Raw genomic sequence first — 14750 nt, forward strand, 5'->3', positions numbered from 1 at the left:
TTTTCATGGCCGCAATCTGGGGTCAGATGCGATAGGTGGTCTTGGTCATCACCTTGGCCACCAGGCTCATGCCGTACTTCACCGGCGTGGGAAAGCGCCAGCCGCCGGCCGCCAGGGCGTGCTCGGCGTGCTGTTCCTCGTCGATGCGCATCTGCTCCAGCACCGCCCGCGACTTGGCATCGGCCGCCGGCAGCTTTTCCAGGTGCTCGTCCAGGTGACGGCAGACCTGATCTTCGGTCGCCGCGACGAAGCCCAGGCTCAGGCGGTCGCTGATCAGGCCGGCCCCGGCGCCGATGCCGAACGACAGCCCATAGAACAGCGGGTTGAGCAGGCTGGGTCGTTCACCCAGGGCGCGGATGCGTTGTTCGCACCAGGCCAGGTGGTCGATCTCCTCGTCCGCCGCGCGCTCCATCTCTTCGCGGACTTCCGGCAGCTTGGCGGTCAACGCCTGGCCCTGGTACAGCGCCTGGGCGCAGACCTCGCCCGTGTGGTTGATCCGCATGAGGCCGGCCGCGTGGCGACGCTCCTCGTCGCTCAGCTCGGCATCCTTCAGCGGAATCGCCGGCGAGCTGCGGGTCGGCGCGCCGCTGAAGGGCGTCAGGGTGCGCAGCGCGGTATCGGCCTGGATCAGCAGCCGATCGAACGGGGAATACTGGCGGGTGGAGCCCATGGTGATCTCCTTGGTGGATGGGGAAAGGCGAAACGACCCTTAGCCCGGAGGCCAGGTCATCTGCCGCTTGCCCAGCACGTGCATATGGATGTGATAGACCGTCTGGCCACCCAGGGCGTTGCAGTTCATCGCCACGCGGAAGCCTTCCTCGCAGCCTTGCTCCTGGGCCAGGCGCTGGGCGGTGAAGAGGATGTGCCCGGCGAGCTGCTTGTCGTCGGCCTCGCTCAGGTCGTGCAGGGTCGCGATGTGCTTCTTGGGGATGACCAGGAAATGCACCGGCGCCTGGGGGGCGATGTCATGGAAGGCCATGACCTGATCGTCCTCGTAGAGCACCTTGGCCGGAATGTCCCCGGCGACGATCTTGCAGAACAGACAATCCACGTCGATCTCCTGCTGGCTGAATAGACCCCGAGTGTACCAGCGGCTACCGCCCGCAGGCAGGTACCGCTGGCGGGATCACCCTTACGCGGGTTGAAAGAGTTTGCCGATCCGCACCGCGGCCGAACGCACCAGCGAGCGCGGGAAGAAGCGTGGCATCAGGCTGCCCAGGCGATTGCGCCAACCGGGCACGATCACCGCCTGGCGCCGCTCCAGTCCCTGGATCGCCGCCAGGGCGACCTCCTCGGCGGACATCAGCAGCTTGCTCTGTTCCATGCGCCCGGTCTGCAACCCGGCATTCTTGAAGAAGGCGGTGCGCGTCGGGCCGGGGCAGAGCACCGATACCGACACGCCGCGCTTCTTGAGCTCCTCGCGCAGACCCTCGGAGAAGTGCAGCACATAGGCCTTGGTCGCCGCATAGCTGCTCAGGTAGGGAATCGGCTGGAAGGCCGCGGTGGAGGCCACGTTGAGGATCTGGCCGCCGCCCTGGATCGCCATGTGCTGGCCCAGGGCATGGCACAGGCGAGTGAGCGCCAGGATGTTCAGCTCCAACTGCTCCTGTACCCGCGGCCAGTCGGCTTCCAGGAAGTCCCCGCCGCTACCGATCCCGGCGCAGTTGACGAGCAGCCCGATGGCCCGCTCGCTCTGCTCCAGCTCGTGCAGCAGCCCGGTCAGATGCAGCGGCTCCGCCAGGTCGCAGACCCGGTACAGCACCTCCACGTCGAACCGCTGGGCCAGTTCGGCGGCGATGCTCTCCAGTTTGTCCTTGCGCCGTGCCAGCAGGATCAGCGGCTGACCACGCCGCGCCAGGGCTTCGGCCAAGGCCAGGCCGATTCCGCACGAAGCACCGGTTACCAGGGCATAACGCTGCATACTGCTTTCTCCAGGACCGAGACGTCGGGACGCGACCGGATCTAGTAAGGTTTGACCACCACCAGGATGACCACGGCGATGAGGATGAGTACCGGCACCTCGTTGAACCAGCGATAGAACACGTGGCTGCGTTTGTTCTCGCCCCGCTCGAATTTCTTGCGCGTGGCGCCGCAGACGTGGTGATAGCCGATCAGCACCACCACCAGGGCCAGCTTGGTGTGCATCCAGCCCTGGGTCATCCAGCTCGGATTGATCACCAGCAGGCCGATGCCGAACACCAGCGTCAGGATCATCGCCGGCAACATGATGCCCCGGTACAGCTTGCGCTCCATCAGGCAAAAACGCTCATGGCTCACGGTATCGCTGCTCTGGGCGTGGTAGACGAACAGGCGCGGCAGATAGAACAGGCCGGCGAACCAGCAGATCAGGGCGATCAGGTGAAAGGCTTTGAACCAAAGATAGAGCATCGGGGCGTTCTCCTTATCAGGCGGCATGAGGCGGCGCGATATTAGAGTGGCGCTGCCGGCAAGTCATTCACTCCGGTCATCTCGGTAGCTGTCCCGCGGTCGCACAATAGTTGACCGTTTTGCTGGGGCAAGCGGATAATTTCGTCACTGAATTGTGTTCGGCGCGAGCCGGGAGACTACGGCAATGACCATTGAAACCTTCACCCCGACCCCCCTGCAGTTCACCCTGGGTGCGGCCACCAAGGTGAAGAACCTGATCGAGGAAGAGGGCAATCCCCGCCTGAAGCTGCGCGTCTTCGTCACCGGTGGTGGCTGTTCCGGCTTCCAGTACGGCTTCACCTTCGACGAGGATTCCGCGGACGACGATACCGTCATCGAGCGCGATGGCGTGCACCTGGTGGTCGACCCCATGAGCTTCCAGTACCTGGCCGGTGCCGAGGTGGACTACCAGGAAGGCCTGGAAGGCTCGCGCTTCGTCATCAAGAACCCCAATGCCGCGACCACCTGCGGCTGCGGTCAGTCCTTCTCCATCTGAGCGAAAGCGGGGCTGCGTCTAGCGCGGATAGAGCGCGCCCAGCACCCGCGGCCCGCTGGCCCCGGTCACTTCCGGGCAATTACCGGGCAGGCCCGTGCAGAAGCGGTGGGCCAGCCAGGCGAAGGCCATGGCCTCCATCCAGTCCGGCGATACCTGATAGGCCTCGGTGCTGGTCACCCTGGCCGGTGCCAGTTGCTTGGCCAGCCGCTCCATCAGGTCGGTATTGTGCGCGCCACCACCACAGACCAGTACCTCATCCACTGCCTGCGTAGCCCGGATGCTGTCGGCGATGCTGCGAGCGCTCAGCTCGGCCAGGGTGGCCTGGACGTCCACCGGTGCCAGTTCGGCATGCCGGTCCAGATGCTGTCGCAGCCAGCGCAGATTGAAATGCTCGCGCCCGGTGCTCTTCGGGCCGCTCTTCACGAAGAAGGGATCGCTCAGCAACTGTCGCAGGAGCGTTGGGACTACCTGTCCCTGCGCCGCCCAGGCTCCGTTCGCATCGAAGTCCACGCCCAGATTGTGCTGGATCCAGGCGTCCAGCAGCACGTTGCCCGGTCCGCAGTCGAAGCCGCGCACCGGTAGCTCCGGCGCCAGCAGAGTCACATTGCTGAAGCCGCCGATGTTGAGCACCGCCCGTGGACGATCCTGGCCGAACAGATCGGCATGGAAGGCCGGTACCAGCGGCGCACCCTGGCCACCGGCGGCGAGATCACGGCGGCGGAAGTCGGCCACCACGTCGATGCCACTGAGTTCGGCCAGCAGGGCGGCGTCACCGATCTGCAGTGTGTAGCCCTGGGCGGGCAGATGACGGATGGTCTGGCCATGGCTGCCCACGGCGCGGATGTCGTCCGGCACCAGTCCCTGTTGCTCCAGCAGCTCGGCGATGCCTTGAGCGGCGAGCGCGATCCAGGCTTGCTCGGCCTGGGCGATCCGCTCGATCTCGTTGTCCCCGGGGGCGCACAGCGCCAGTAGCTCCTGGCGCAGTACCTTCGGCATGGGAACGCCCAGCGCGGCGACGAAGCGAGTCCGTTCGCCCTGTTCGATCAGCGCGATGTCCAGCCCATCCAGGCTGGTGCCGGACATCACCCCCAGGTAGCGCTCCATCTCAGCGCTTGTTCATCGCGAGCAGGGAGGCACGTTCCTGGTCCATGCGGGCCATGAGCGGCTGGCTCTGCGCCAGGAAACGCGAGATCTCGTTCTTGGCGATGGGATCGGCCATGGGTAGCTTCACCCCGAGCGGATCGACGTGATTGCCATTGATGCGGAATTCATAGTGCAGGTGCGGGCCGGTCGCCAGGCCCGTCATGCCCACGTAGCCGATCACCTGGCCCTGCTTCACCGTCACACCGGCACGCATGCCCTTGGCGATGCGGCTCATGTGGCCATAGACCGTGGTGTAGGTCTTGCCATGCTGGATCATCACCACGTTGCCATAACCATTCTCCGTGCCGGCCTTGGCGATCTTGCCATCGCCGGTGGCATGGATCGGCGTACCGGTGGGCGCGGCATAGTCGACCCCCTTGTGCGCGCGCATCTTGTTCAGCACCGGATGGAAGCGCCCCATGGTGAAGCGCGAGCTGATCCGCGAGAACTCCACCGGGGTACGGATGAAGGCCTTGCGCATGCTGCCGCCTTCGGCGGTGTAGTAGTTGGTGGTGCCGTTCTTCGCCGTGTAGCGCACGGCGGTGTAGGCCTTGCCCTTGTTGACGAAACGCGCGGCCAGGATATTGCCGTAGCCCACGTGCTTGCCATTGACCACCTTGTCCTCGTACACCACCTCGAATTCGTCGCCTTCCTGGATGTCCAGGGCGAAGTCGATGTCGTAGCCGAAGATGTTGGCCAGCGCCATGGTCATGTCATGGGACAGCCCGGCCTTCTGCGCCGAGGCGAACAACGAGCTGGTGATGCGTCCCTGGGCATACGCCTTGCGGATATCGGGAGTGACGGTCTTGTGCTCGACCTCGTAGCCCTGGTCGGACTTGACCAGCGACAAGGTCTGCAGCGCGGTCAGCTTGGTGCGCACCGCCAGCAGTTCACCGGACGGCTCGCGCTGGAATTCGATCTTCTGACCCACGCGCAGGCGGGTCAGCTTCTTGGCTTCCTTGCTGCTGGCGAGCACCTCGTGCACCACGGCGGCGGCCAGACCGGCTCGTTCGAACAGGGTCGAGAGCGTATCGCCCTTGCGCACCGTCTCGATCGTCCACTGCGGCTCGACGCTTTCGGCGGCAGCGACCTCTTCCTCGACCGGCGCCTCCTCGTCACCTTGCGCGGCCGGCTGATCCTGGGAGATCTGGGCGAAAGGTGAAGTGTTCTGGGCGTCCGCAGCCTGAGTCTCGGAGAGCACCTGCTCCTTTAGATCGTCCTGACCCTGCACGGCGCGCGCGGCGTCGTGCTCAACATCCAAGTTGATGGAAGTACGTTTCGCCTCGACCTGCTGCGAGGGAAACACGAGCAAGGCCAGACTCAAGAGTGCGGCCACCCCGCTGGCGGCCACGAGGTGGCTTTTGGGGTAGAACGGACTTTTGGGGATGGGCTTCGTCATTTAGCTAAAGTGATGATGTGACGTTAAAAGAAGTGAATAACTGCCTAAAATATAATCAAAAGCTGGCTGTCACAACCCTTTGGGGTGGCTGATCCGACGTGCTGGCTGGCGGCTACCAGGGGCATCTTGATAAGGTTCACGCTTTCGAAATTCAGAGGCGGAGCCCCAATGAAAACGGTCCAGGAGCAGCTGGCGATCATCAAGCGTGGCGCAGATGAGCTGCTTGTCGAGTCAGAACTTGTAACAAAACTGGAGCGCGGCACCCCGCTGCGCATCAAGGCAGGCTTCGACCCGACCGCGCCAGATCTGCACCTCGGGCACACCGTGCTCATCAACAAGCTGCGCCAGTTCCAGGAGCTCGGCCATCAGGTCATCTTCCTGATCGGCGATTTCACCGGCATGATCGGCGACCCCAGCGGCAAGAGCGCCACCCGTCCGCCACTGACCCGTGAGCAGGTATTGGAGAACGCCGAGACCTACAAGGCCCAAGTGTTCAAGATCCTCGACCCGACCCGAACCGAAGTGGCCTTCAACGCCACCTGGATGGATCAGCTGTCCCCGGCCGACTTCATTCGCCTCTCTTCCCAGTACACCGTAGCCCGGATGCTCGAGCGCGACGACTTCAGCAAGCGTTACGCGGGCAATCAGCCCATCGCCATCCACGAGTTCCTCTATCCGTTGGTACAGGGCTACGACTCCGTCGCCCTGCGCGCCGACGTCGAGCTGGGCGGTACCGACCAGAAATTCAACCTGCTCATGGGGCGCGAGCTGCAGCGTGCCTACGGCCAGGAAGCCCAGTGCATCCTGACCATGCCGCTGCTCGAAGGCCTGGATGGTGTGAAGAAGATGTCCAAGTCCCTGGGCAACTACGTCGGCATCCAGGAAGCTCCCGGCGGCATGTACAACAAGCTGGTCTCCATTCCCGATACCCTCATGTGGCGTTACTTCGAGCTGCTCAGCTTCCGCAGCCTGGAAGAGATCGCCCAGTTCCGGGATGACGTCGAGAAGGGCGCGAACCCACGCGATATCAAGATCAAGCTGGCCGAGGAGATCGTCGCCCGTTTCCATGGCGAAGAAGCCGCCCAGACGGCCCACCGTTCCGCGGGCAACCGCATGAAGGACGGCGAGCTGCCGGAAGACCTGCCGGAAGTCGAGCTGGAAACCGATACGGCGCTGCCGGTGGCGGCTGTTCTCAACAAAGCCGGTCTGGTGAAGAACGCTGCAGCAGCCCGCGACCTGCTGGCCGCGGGTAGCGTCAAGGTGGATGGCGAGGTGGTCGACCGTGGCTTCCTGTTCGAGATCGGTCGTACCTATATATGTCAGGCGGGCAAGAAGGCCTTCGCCCGCATCAGCGTCCGTCCGCAATAAAGTTGAAATAACCTGTTGACCTGCCCCAAAACTCCCCTATAATGCGCCCCACTTCCGGCGCAGACGCTGAAGCGGCTTGAAAATCAAGCACTTAGGTCTGGGTCGGGCGAGTGCTCCACGGAGTCCTCGCGGTTGGGTCAACGCCTTCGGGTGATGGCGCAGTGAAGGGGAGGGGTTGACAGCGTCTTGGGATGCTGTAGGATTCGCCTCCCGCTGCCGAGATTGGCTAGGCCGGTCAGGGTGGCGCAAGTGGTTGAGTTGAAACGAAAAGTTCAAATCAACGCTTGACAGGATGTGAGGCTGGCGTAGAATGCGCGCCTCGGTTAGCGGCTCGGGTCGCAGCCAACTGCTCTTTAACAAGTTGAATCAAGCAATTCGTGTGGGTGCTTGTGAGTAGGCGCTCGAGAACTCGATCAAAGGTGCCGTCATCTCGCCAGTCACGAAACCGCTGATACACCGTCGACCAGGGGCCGAACCGCTCTGGCAGGTCGCGCCAGGCAGCACCTGAACACAGGATCCATAAGATGCCATTGAGCATCAGCCGGTCATCACTGCGTGGCCGCCCCCTCGTCTGCTCGGGCGAAACAACATCTGCAATCAGCTCCCATGCTTCATCCGGGAGTTCGTAACGCTTTGCCATGCGGCCCTCCAGCCCCTCATGGCGCCAATTCTACTCGCTCGGATTTTTCGTACAGAGCCTAAGGCCAAGGAGTACAAGCATATCTACGGCCTATTCATGAGTGACTTGAACCGCAAGCGCCTGGGCTTTGGATTTGAATAAGCGAGGTGATGGCGAATCACTGCGGATGAGCAATCTATCGCCAAGTGCGATCAAGCCAGCGTCTACGGATTTATCTGCAAACTGGAGAATATCCCCAGCAAATGGGGGTTCGGGATAGCTAAACAGAACCGATTATTCCGGCGTTGAGCCTTCTTCATTTGACTGTCTTCTCTGGTCCTCCGGGCTAGCCATCAGCGGAGTAATAGTAAAACTATTTATGTTGTTCACATCATATGTAGATCATGCCTTTATGACGCTGAAACGACGCCTATGTTTTTGCGGTAAATGTTATTGGTGTAATAGTTTGCGGCATCTCTTGTTTCTGAGGTCTGCCTCAGGCTGAATTACAGTGAGAGCAATCAGCATTAGACGCATTACCAGTCTTAAGGTTTCCGTAGGTTGGATAAGATAATTTGCAGCCTTGGAGGGCATTAAATTGGAGGGCATTAAATATGGCGTTCAAGTACGGTTTGCAGGGTGGCAATGTAAGACGTTATGAAACAGCTATTTTTGTAGGTGCTGGAAGTAGTGTGGTCAGTATGGCCTTTGGCTATCCAGGTTGGGCACTAGCAGGTGGTGCCGTAAGCCTGTTGGCAGCGATTCTTCGGCCGCCGCGTCATTGGAACCGAAAGCGAAGTGATAGTAGAGAGATTGTGGAGCGAGTTCTGGCTCGTCAGGCAAAAGAGGAAAAAGGTAAAGCAGAGATGCGAGAGGCTAATAATGAGCTGGAGAGCTAAATACAATTCTGACTTTGGTTGCTCTGAGTCTTGTATATCCCCGCTAATCGGAAGAAAGATCTCCGTTACGTTAGAGCATTATGCTCATTGGATGGGCAAAGCTGAAAGTATTGACATTCTTGAGTCGGGCCGGAGCCATATCCAGATATTACATGTCAGCATTGAACGACGTGGAGGCGTTACCGCCAAGTGTTTGGAACGAATCCATAGATCAATGAATCACATTTACTAGGACCGAAGTAATATATTAGGTCAAACAGGCTGACAGGAGTTGGGTGTTATTCAGCAAAGGTATAAATCCAAAGCTGTTTAAGTATTTTTTAATATTGTCGCATTCGGCCTTTTTCTTCTTTAAGTATTGCTAGGAGGCATTTGGCTTTCGCTTGTGCGAATGAATAGGCATCAATGCTGCGCAGGGAGTTGAGCTTAATTAACGCCATACAAATGCCGATCACTATAATGTTGTTTGCGTCATTTAACACAAAGCGCGATAGTGCAATTTGAGCGCAAGCTGTCTGAGCGCGAGATTTTAAGGTTATGGAGGTCCTGCCGAGTGCGCGCTAGCAAGGAAGGCGAGGTTTCTTGCTTTTAATGAGAGGGTTGGCTCAAGGAGGCACCAAAAATAGAGTTTTAGGGTTGATGATTAGTTATCAGGTTTTATCATAGTCCATCACCACAAGTGACCAGGTGGCAGAACAGGTGAGCGAAGCGAAAGTGCGCCCATGGACTACTAAAGAGGACGCGTTCCTCAAAGAATCGTATTCAGAAAAAGGTACGATATTCTGTGCCGAGCTTGGACGTACCGGGGCCGCTGTTAGGGCTCGCTGCAGAAGTCTTGGGATTCGGCAAAGGGACAATGTGTTGCCGTTCACAAGTGAAGAGGACGACTATATTCGTCTTCACTGCGGAAATCGAAAATTTCGGATCTAGCAATTTGTTTGGCTCGCACCGAAGGCTCAATACGACAGCGCGCTAAGGTTTAGGTGTAGTGTCGTTACGTCGATGATCAATGCGTCCTGAGTGGATATCCAACGGTGCTACCTGCGTGGAGGATGTTATGGACACCAAGCTGCCTAACGTATCTACCAAAGATGCCCCAACTTCGGAAAGTAACACCCAGCAGCTTGCTGCTCTTCCAATTACTACACTACAGGCCATCTGTGAGCTATGTGATCGAGCCGTAGGGAGCGATCACGCGTGCCCAACCGGCACGGAAACACTCGCACTTGCCGAAATGCGTAAGAAATGTCTGGCATCTATAGTCAATGTCCATCCATCACCTGATCTTTTGTCAGAAGAAGAACTTGCCTTACTAAGAGAGGTTTTAGTTAAGAAAGCGCCTGCAGGTCGCGAGCAACACCAAGCCTGCGCTATTAAAGAGGGAGGCGTTTTCTTACCTGAAGCGTATACGGCCAGTTTTAGATTTGCAAATTACATAGTTGGTATTAATCGCGCGACTGATCAAAATGCTCTAAATTCAATATACGATCAATCGAAGGGTTATCTGGATGCGCTATTAGACATTGGCAGTCATGACTGTGAAGTTATTGACGTGCTAGTTATGATTTTAGATGAAGGGCGTGAGTTGCGTTTGGCGGAATTGCGTCTAGGTGAATTTCCATAGGGAAGATCATAAAATGAACAGCTTTGCATGGATTATTTCGTTATCGGGAGGGTGCAGGGCAGTGATTCTGCTGCTGGGTATGAAAACGATCCTTATTACTCATGCCAATCCTGAGACGAACGCAAACCAGGCCGCCCTCGCACGATTACCGATCAACAGGTGCAGGCGGTCATTGACCAGGTCTTGCAGACCAAGCCCCGCGATGCCAGTCACTGGAGCACCCGACGCATGAGCCAGGCCACTGGGATCTCCCGGCCAGCGTGATGCGTATCTGGCAGGCCTTTGGCCTCAAACCGCATTTGACAAAGACCTTCAAGCTGTCAACCAATCCGGCCTTCGTCGACAAGGTACACGATATCGTCGGACTGTATCTCAATCCGCCTGACCGGGCGCTGGTGCTATGCGTCGATGAGAAAAGCCAGATCCAGGCCTTGAATTGAACGCAACCCAGCTCGCCCTTGGCCCAAGTCGCCCTATCACCCACACCCATGGCTACCAACGCCACGGCACGACGTCGTTGTTCGCTGCCTTGGATGTGGCCACTGGGGAAGTGATCGGTCGATTGAAGCAGCGGCACCGCAGTACCGAATTCCTGGCGTTTCTCAAAGAGATCGACGACCAGGTGCCGCCCGACCTGCCCGTCCACCTGATCATGTATGACTACGCCACGCACAAGACCGATAAGATCAGGGCCTCGCTTGCCGCTCCCCCCCGCTACCAAGTGTACTTCACCCCACGTCCGCCTCGTGGCTGAACCTGGTGGAGCGGTTCTTTTCGACCCTGAGCGAAAAATGGATCAAACGCCAAGCCCATACCGGTGTGCAAGGTCTGGAAGAGTCGATCAGGCATTATCTGGGCACCCACAATGCCAATCCCAGGCCTCTCGCTGGTACAGGAAGGCCGAGGATATCCTCGCGAGTGTCAGCCGTGCGGCTCAGGCAATGAAACAGAAGTTATGAGCGTTATTTCTGAAACACCACACTAGAGAGCCGATTTCCAAGTCTACGACGAATGCGATTTGAGAAATGAAATAATTATCTTGGAAAGACTGTCGGCGGGCCAGTTTGCAGGTAAAGCAAAAGTATTTTATATATTTGCTCAAGCCGCGCTATCAGCCCATCACGGTATTTCTCTAGCAGAATTCGCTCAAGTTGCGATTGGAGATGGTCTCTACAGCAGCACAAAAATCAGAAGAATTTTAGGAGAGATGAAGTTGTACGGAAGCGCTTTTGACACAGGAGGTAGCTGCTGATTGTACTGTTCCTCCTGACGTAATAAGAAATAATGCGGAATCGGACGATAAATTTCCTTTTATGAAAAGCATGCTGAGAATGGAACTTCTCGACGAGGTTAGATTGAGAGATAAAATCAAATACAAGGCGTAAAAAATATGGAGAAGTTAAGTTTGTGAAATAAAATTTTCGATAGCCTCTAAGTTTGAATGTACAAACAAATTTTTTATATAACTGCCTGAGTTTTTCAGTCCGTCCAGGTCGATACTGTAGAATTCTTCCGTGATTTCTTTCTTATGACTGAGTTTGTAATCGTGCCTTTGGACGAAATGACTAAGTACAATTAGGCGTTGGTATTCGTTAAGCTGATTCTTTATTTTTTTGTACAGGCTCCAAGCATATTTTGTGTCAATTTCCTTGCTCGTTATTACATGATAAATAGCAATGGCGTCAACGAAGCGTCTATCATCTAAAGACATTACTTTCATCTTTTTAGCTACTATCAATGATATTTTTTGGTATAGCCTGATTGATGTTTGTTCTTGTGTGCATCTATGCTTTAACGTTTCAAATTTAAAAACACGTTCTATCAGTTCTTTTCGCATAGCAGATCGTGATATTTTCATCTCAGAATGTACTCACTTCTCAACAGAAAGTAGTTGCTCATAACAGAGCATTTTTAATGCGAGCGAAGCGGGATATTCAAGTAATAATTCCGAGCTTGCTTTTCGCTGAATGATAGAGGAGTAACAATTTATTAAAAAAATATCAAATTTTGTTATTGTAATAGGCTTTACTGCGTCAGCTTATCTGGCTTTTACCGAGGAATAGTAAATCTATTGATTCTATATTTTTCCCTGTTGAGCTCTTTCATCAAAATCTTCCGGATAAAGTATTTCTTTTTCCAGTCGATTCACCAGTGTCACGAGCGAGCCATTCAATTGGCACCTTAAACTTCTGTGGTGCGTTTTTTGACACTTGACCTAAAATCAAATCACGATAATTAGTAAGATCTTACGATGTGATTCGTACACTGCTAGCTGAGAGTGAGCTAGATTTACTTAGGGTTTGTCTGAAAAGTCACGTTAGCTAGCGTGCCGTTGTGATAGCAGCGGAGGCCAGCATGACCGAGCTTTACAACCTTTCGAACGAGCTTTGGGCATTGATCGAAGAGATCGTTTTCCCACCCCGGAGGATGGGGCGCCCCCGCAGTGATGACCGGCTGATGCTCAATGGCATCTTCTGGATCCTGTGTTCAGGTGCTGCCTGGCGCGACCTGCCAGAGCGGTTCGGCCCTGGTCGACGGTGTATCAGCGGTTTCGTGACTGGCGAGATGACGGCACCTTTGATCGAGTTCTCGAGCGTTTACACATTCGCTTGAATCAGGAAGGGCTAATTGACCTGGACACCTGGCTGATCGACTCCACTGCGGTACGAGCAGCCCGAGCCTCTTCTGGCGCCGGAAAAAAAGGGGGCCAGAAGAGCCGATAGACCATGCGCTGGGGCGCAGCAGAGGTGGCTTGACCACCAAGATCCACATGATTTGCGACGCCAACGGCGTCCCCCTACGCTTTGTATTATCGCCTGGTCAGGCCAGCGACATCTCGAATGCTCAGGCTCTCCTGGATCAAGTTCGCATCCCTGGTAAGCCAGGCCGTCCCCGCAAGCGCTGCCACTGGTTGCTGGCAGACAAGGGCTACGATGCTGAGCACTTGCGCCAGTACTGCGACCGTTACCGGATGCAGCCTGTGATTCCGCTGCGAACGATGAAACGCAAGCCCAAGCCGGGATCGCCGAGGCTGTTCGGCCGTCCGAAGTACCGACAACGCAACATCATCGAGCGGATGTTCGGCTGGCTGAAGGAGAGTCGCAGGATCGGCACTCGCTACGACAAGCTGGCAAAAAATTTCGCTGCGATGGTCACGCTCGCTTGCGCGCTGCGCTGTCTACGCCAGTATTTTTCGTACAGAGCCTAGCCCTATCGTCGAACCTGATGACCGAATAGCGTAGCGCTGGCTTCTTAGGCGCCTGTCGCTATGCTCGGTGGTCGTTGTCTTTCACTAATTATCATCATCCGATTTCCTTTTCGTTAGTCGACTGAAAAACAGATGATGAACCACAAGATATGCTGCAAGGCCCAAGGTGGAAACCAACAGCACTAACCCTAGCTTTTCGTGCGCAAACATTGAGAGCGTCCCCTGCGGTGGATAGAAGAACATAACTTCTTTTGTTTGTAATAAAACAAACAAATTTTAGCCTAGCCTATGGCCATCGAAATGCAAGGTGGATGTCACACCTGTCAGCCCCAGGGATCGCACACCATAGGCAAACTCCTGCCTAGGGTTTGCCTGAAAAGGCGACGCGCCAACAGCGATCGATGCAGGCCAGAGTGACCATCGCCTTGAAGCTGCTGGCCAGCTTGTCGAACCGGGTGCAGAGCCGACGTTTTTCCTTGAGCCAGCTGAACAGGCGTTCGATCGCATTGCGCTGGCGGTACGTGGGTTGATCGAAGAGCCGAGGTAAGCCAGGGCGGGGCTTACGACGCATCTTGCGTCGAGCAATGACTAGTTGAATACCGACACGGTTGCAATGACGCCGGAGTGTTTCGCTGTCGTACCCTTTGTCTGCCACGATCCGGCGGCAACGCTTGCGAGGTCTGCCTCTGGTGCCTGGCAGACGCACCTGTTCGAGCAGGGGAATGAAATGCTGTGAGTCGGCCTGCTGTCCTGGCGACAGCGTAAAGGTCAGTGGAAACCCCCGGGCATCACAGAGCAGATGGAGCTTGGTACCCAGCCCACCACGGCTACGGCCCAACGCATGATCTAGCAGTTCGTCCAGGCCCCCTTTTTTCCACCTCCCGAGGCGGCTCGTGTCGCGCGGATCGTGGTGAATCGATCATCCAGGTGTCCAGATCCAGATAACCATCCTGGAGCAGTTTCAGATGCAGACGCGCCAGGATGCGCTCGAAGGTACCGTCGTCGCGCCAGTGTCGGAAGCGCTGGTAGACCGTCTTCCAGGGACCATAGCGCTCGGGCAGGTCACACCATTTGGCACCCGAGCACAAAATCCAGAAGAGGCCATTGAGCATTTGCCTATCATCATGGCGTGGGCGCCCCATCCTCCGGGGAGGGGAAACGATGTCTTCGATCAACGCCCACTGCTGATTCGAAAGCTCGTAACGCCCAGTCATGCCTGTCTCCGCTGCCATCACAGGCGTAGGCTAGCAAACACGACTTTTCAGACAAACCCTAATAAGCGATGCCCACACCACCGAAGACATGACGCAAACGGGTGCGCCGCCCGCAGAGGCCGTGATCAGGCACACCAACCTTTACTGGAACAATCAAAAAGCCCCGGGGCGCTTGGGCGGAGTCATGGAGAGTGAGGACGTTGATTTCGCGCTCTGTGGGTCCTGAGCTCTACAAGCGATCGCGCGGGCTCAATGCGGCTGTCCGCTGCATGGCTGTATCCGGCACAGAGCGGATGTCCTTTTGCCGCTGTGTAACTGCACCAGGCCGATTGCTGCCTCTCGCGAAGGGCCGC

Annotated in this window: 12 protein-coding genes and 4 pseudogenes; 7 read left to right on the forward strand and 9 right to left on the reverse strand. The window is 56.8% G+C overall.

Features of this window, described 5'->3' with window-relative positions:
* Positions 1 to 22: 22 nt before the first annotated feature.
* The 4 genes from coq7 to hemJ form a co-directional block, all read right to left on the reverse strand.
* Entirely contained in the window at positions 23 to 670 is a 648-nt protein-coding gene (coq7, locus tag AR540_RS21305) for a 2-polyprenyl-3-methyl-6-methoxy-1,4-benzoquinone monooxygenase (protein ID WP_059231891.1), read from the reverse strand.
* A gap of 39 nt (positions 671 to 709) precedes the next feature.
* Positions 710 to 1051, reverse strand: a complete 342-nt coding sequence (locus AR540_RS21310; protein ID WP_017642985.1) for a histidine triad nucleotide-binding protein — start codon at positions 1049 to 1051, stop codon at positions 710 to 712.
* An 81-nt stretch (positions 1052 to 1132) separates the two neighbouring features.
* Positions 1133 to 1921: an SDR family NAD(P)-dependent oxidoreductase gene (locus AR540_RS21315; RefSeq protein WP_059231893.1), complete on the reverse strand. Its 789-nt coding sequence runs from the start codon at positions 1919 to 1921 to the stop codon at positions 1133 to 1135.
* A gap of 41 nt (positions 1922 to 1962) precedes the next feature.
* On the reverse strand, positions 1963 to 2388 hold the full coding sequence (gene hemJ, locus AR540_RS21320; RefSeq protein ID WP_059231895.1) for a protoporphyrinogen oxidase HemJ: 426 nt from the start codon (positions 2386 to 2388) through the stop codon (positions 1963 to 1965).
* 184 nt (positions 2389 to 2572) lie between these two features.
* On the opposite strand from hemJ, the gene erpA reads away from it, so the two are divergent.
* Entirely contained in the window at positions 2573 to 2923 is a 351-nt protein-coding gene (gene erpA / locus AR540_RS21325) for an iron-sulfur cluster insertion protein ErpA (protein WP_058766943.1), read from the forward strand.
* 18 nt (positions 2924 to 2941) lie between these two features.
* Here the strand turns inward: erpA and AR540_RS21330 are convergent, their stop codons facing one another.
* On the reverse strand, positions 2942 to 4027 hold the full coding sequence (locus AR540_RS21330; RefSeq protein WP_059231897.1) for an anhydro-N-acetylmuramic acid kinase: 1086 nt from the start codon (positions 4025 to 4027) through the stop codon (positions 2942 to 2944).
* A gap of 1 nt (position 4028) precedes the next feature.
* A complete protein-coding gene (locus tag AR540_RS21335; RefSeq protein WP_059231899.1) occupies positions 4029 to 5465 on the reverse strand; it encodes an OapA family protein in 1437 nt (478 codons plus the stop codon).
* A gap of 168 nt (positions 5466 to 5633) precedes the next feature.
* On the opposite strand from AR540_RS21335, the gene tyrS reads away from it, so the two are divergent.
* Positions 5634 to 6833: a tyrosine--tRNA ligase gene (gene tyrS, locus AR540_RS21340; protein ID WP_059231901.1), complete on the forward strand. Its 1200-nt coding sequence runs from the start codon at positions 5634 to 5636 to the stop codon at positions 6831 to 6833.
* Positions 6834 to 7223: 390 nt separating this feature from the next.
* Here the strand turns inward: tyrS and AR540_RS25055 are convergent.
* Positions 7224 to 7473: pseudogene (locus tag AR540_RS25055) on the reverse strand (transposase); the annotation flags it as partial.
* Positions 7474 to 8066: 593 nt separating this feature from the next.
* Here AR540_RS25055 and AR540_RS25540 point away from each other — a divergent pair.
* From AR540_RS25540 to AR540_RS25550, 4 genes and pseudogenes are all read left to right on the forward strand, one after another.
* Complete coding sequence (locus AR540_RS25540; RefSeq protein WP_153014293.1) at positions 8067 to 8351, forward strand: hypothetical protein; 285 nt, start codon at positions 8067 to 8069, stop codon at positions 8349 to 8351.
* A gap of 1057 nt (positions 8352 to 9408) precedes the next feature.
* Positions 9409 to 9975, forward strand: a complete 567-nt coding sequence (locus tag AR540_RS25545; RefSeq protein WP_153014294.1) for a hypothetical protein — start codon at positions 9409 to 9411, stop codon at positions 9973 to 9975.
* 114 nt (positions 9976 to 10089) lie between these two features.
* Positions 10090 to 10934 (forward strand): annotated as a pseudogene (locus AR540_RS21345) (IS630 family transposase); the annotation flags it as partial.
* Between the two features lie 80 nt (positions 10935 to 11014).
* Entirely contained in the window at positions 11015 to 11227 is a 213-nt protein-coding gene (locus tag AR540_RS25550; protein WP_160328354.1) for a hypothetical protein, read from the forward strand.
* Positions 11228 to 11374: 147 nt separating this feature from the next.
* Here AR540_RS25550 and AR540_RS25555 read toward each other — a convergent pair whose 3' ends face one another.
* A complete protein-coding gene (locus AR540_RS25555) occupies positions 11375 to 11812 on the reverse strand; it encodes a hypothetical protein (protein ID WP_153014296.1) in 438 nt (145 codons plus the stop codon).
* A gap of 518 nt (positions 11813 to 12330) precedes the next feature.
* Here AR540_RS25555 and AR540_RS25060 point away from each other — a divergent pair.
* Positions 12331 to 13183, forward strand: a pseudogene (locus tag AR540_RS25060) (IS5 family transposase).
* A gap of 361 nt (positions 13184 to 13544) precedes the next feature.
* Here the strand turns inward: AR540_RS25060 and AR540_RS25065 are convergent.
* Positions 13545 to 14397 (reverse strand): annotated as a pseudogene (locus tag AR540_RS25065) (IS5 family transposase).
* Positions 14398 to 14750 lie beyond the last annotated feature (353 nt).

The sequence above is a fragment of the Pseudomonas sp. EpS/L25 genome (assembly GCF_001512295.1).
Classification (GTDB): Bacteria; Pseudomonadota; Gammaproteobacteria; order Pseudomonadales; family Pseudomonadaceae; genus Chryseomonas.

Coding starts and splice junctions, on each gene's coding strand:
- coq7 (WP_059231891.1), bottom strand. CDS start 670: ATGGGCTCCACCCGCCAGTATTCCCCGTTCGATCGGCTGCTGATCCAG.
- AR540_RS21315 (WP_059231893.1), bottom strand. CDS start 1,921: ATGCAGCGTTATGCCCTGGTAACCGGTGCTTCGTGCGGAATCGGCCTG.
- hemJ (WP_059231895.1), bottom strand. CDS start 2,388: ATGCTCTATCTTTGGTTCAAAGCCTTTCACCTGATCGCCCTGATCTGC.
- erpA (WP_058766943.1), top strand. CDS start 2,573: ATGACCATTGAAACCTTCACCCCGACCCCCCTGCAGTTCACCCTGGGT.
- AR540_RS21330 (WP_059231897.1), bottom strand. CDS start 4,027: ATGGAGCGCTACCTGGGGGTGATGTCCGGCACCAGCCTGGATGGGCTG.
- AR540_RS21335 (WP_059231899.1), bottom strand. CDS start 5,465: ATGACGAAGCCCATCCCCAAAAGTCCGTTCTACCCCAAAAGCCACCTC.
- tyrS (WP_059231901.1), top strand. CDS start 5,634: ATGAAAACGGTCCAGGAGCAGCTGGCGATCATCAAGCGTGGCGCAGAT.
- AR540_RS25540 (WP_153014293.1), top strand. CDS start 8,067: ATGGCGTTCAAGTACGGTTTGCAGGGTGGCAATGTAAGACGTTATGAA.
- AR540_RS25545 (WP_153014294.1), top strand. CDS start 9,409: ATGGACACCAAGCTGCCTAACGTATCTACCAAAGATGCCCCAACTTCG.
- AR540_RS25555 (WP_153014296.1), bottom strand. CDS start 11,812: ATGCGAAAAGAACTGATAGAACGTGTTTTTAAATTTGAAACGTTAAAG.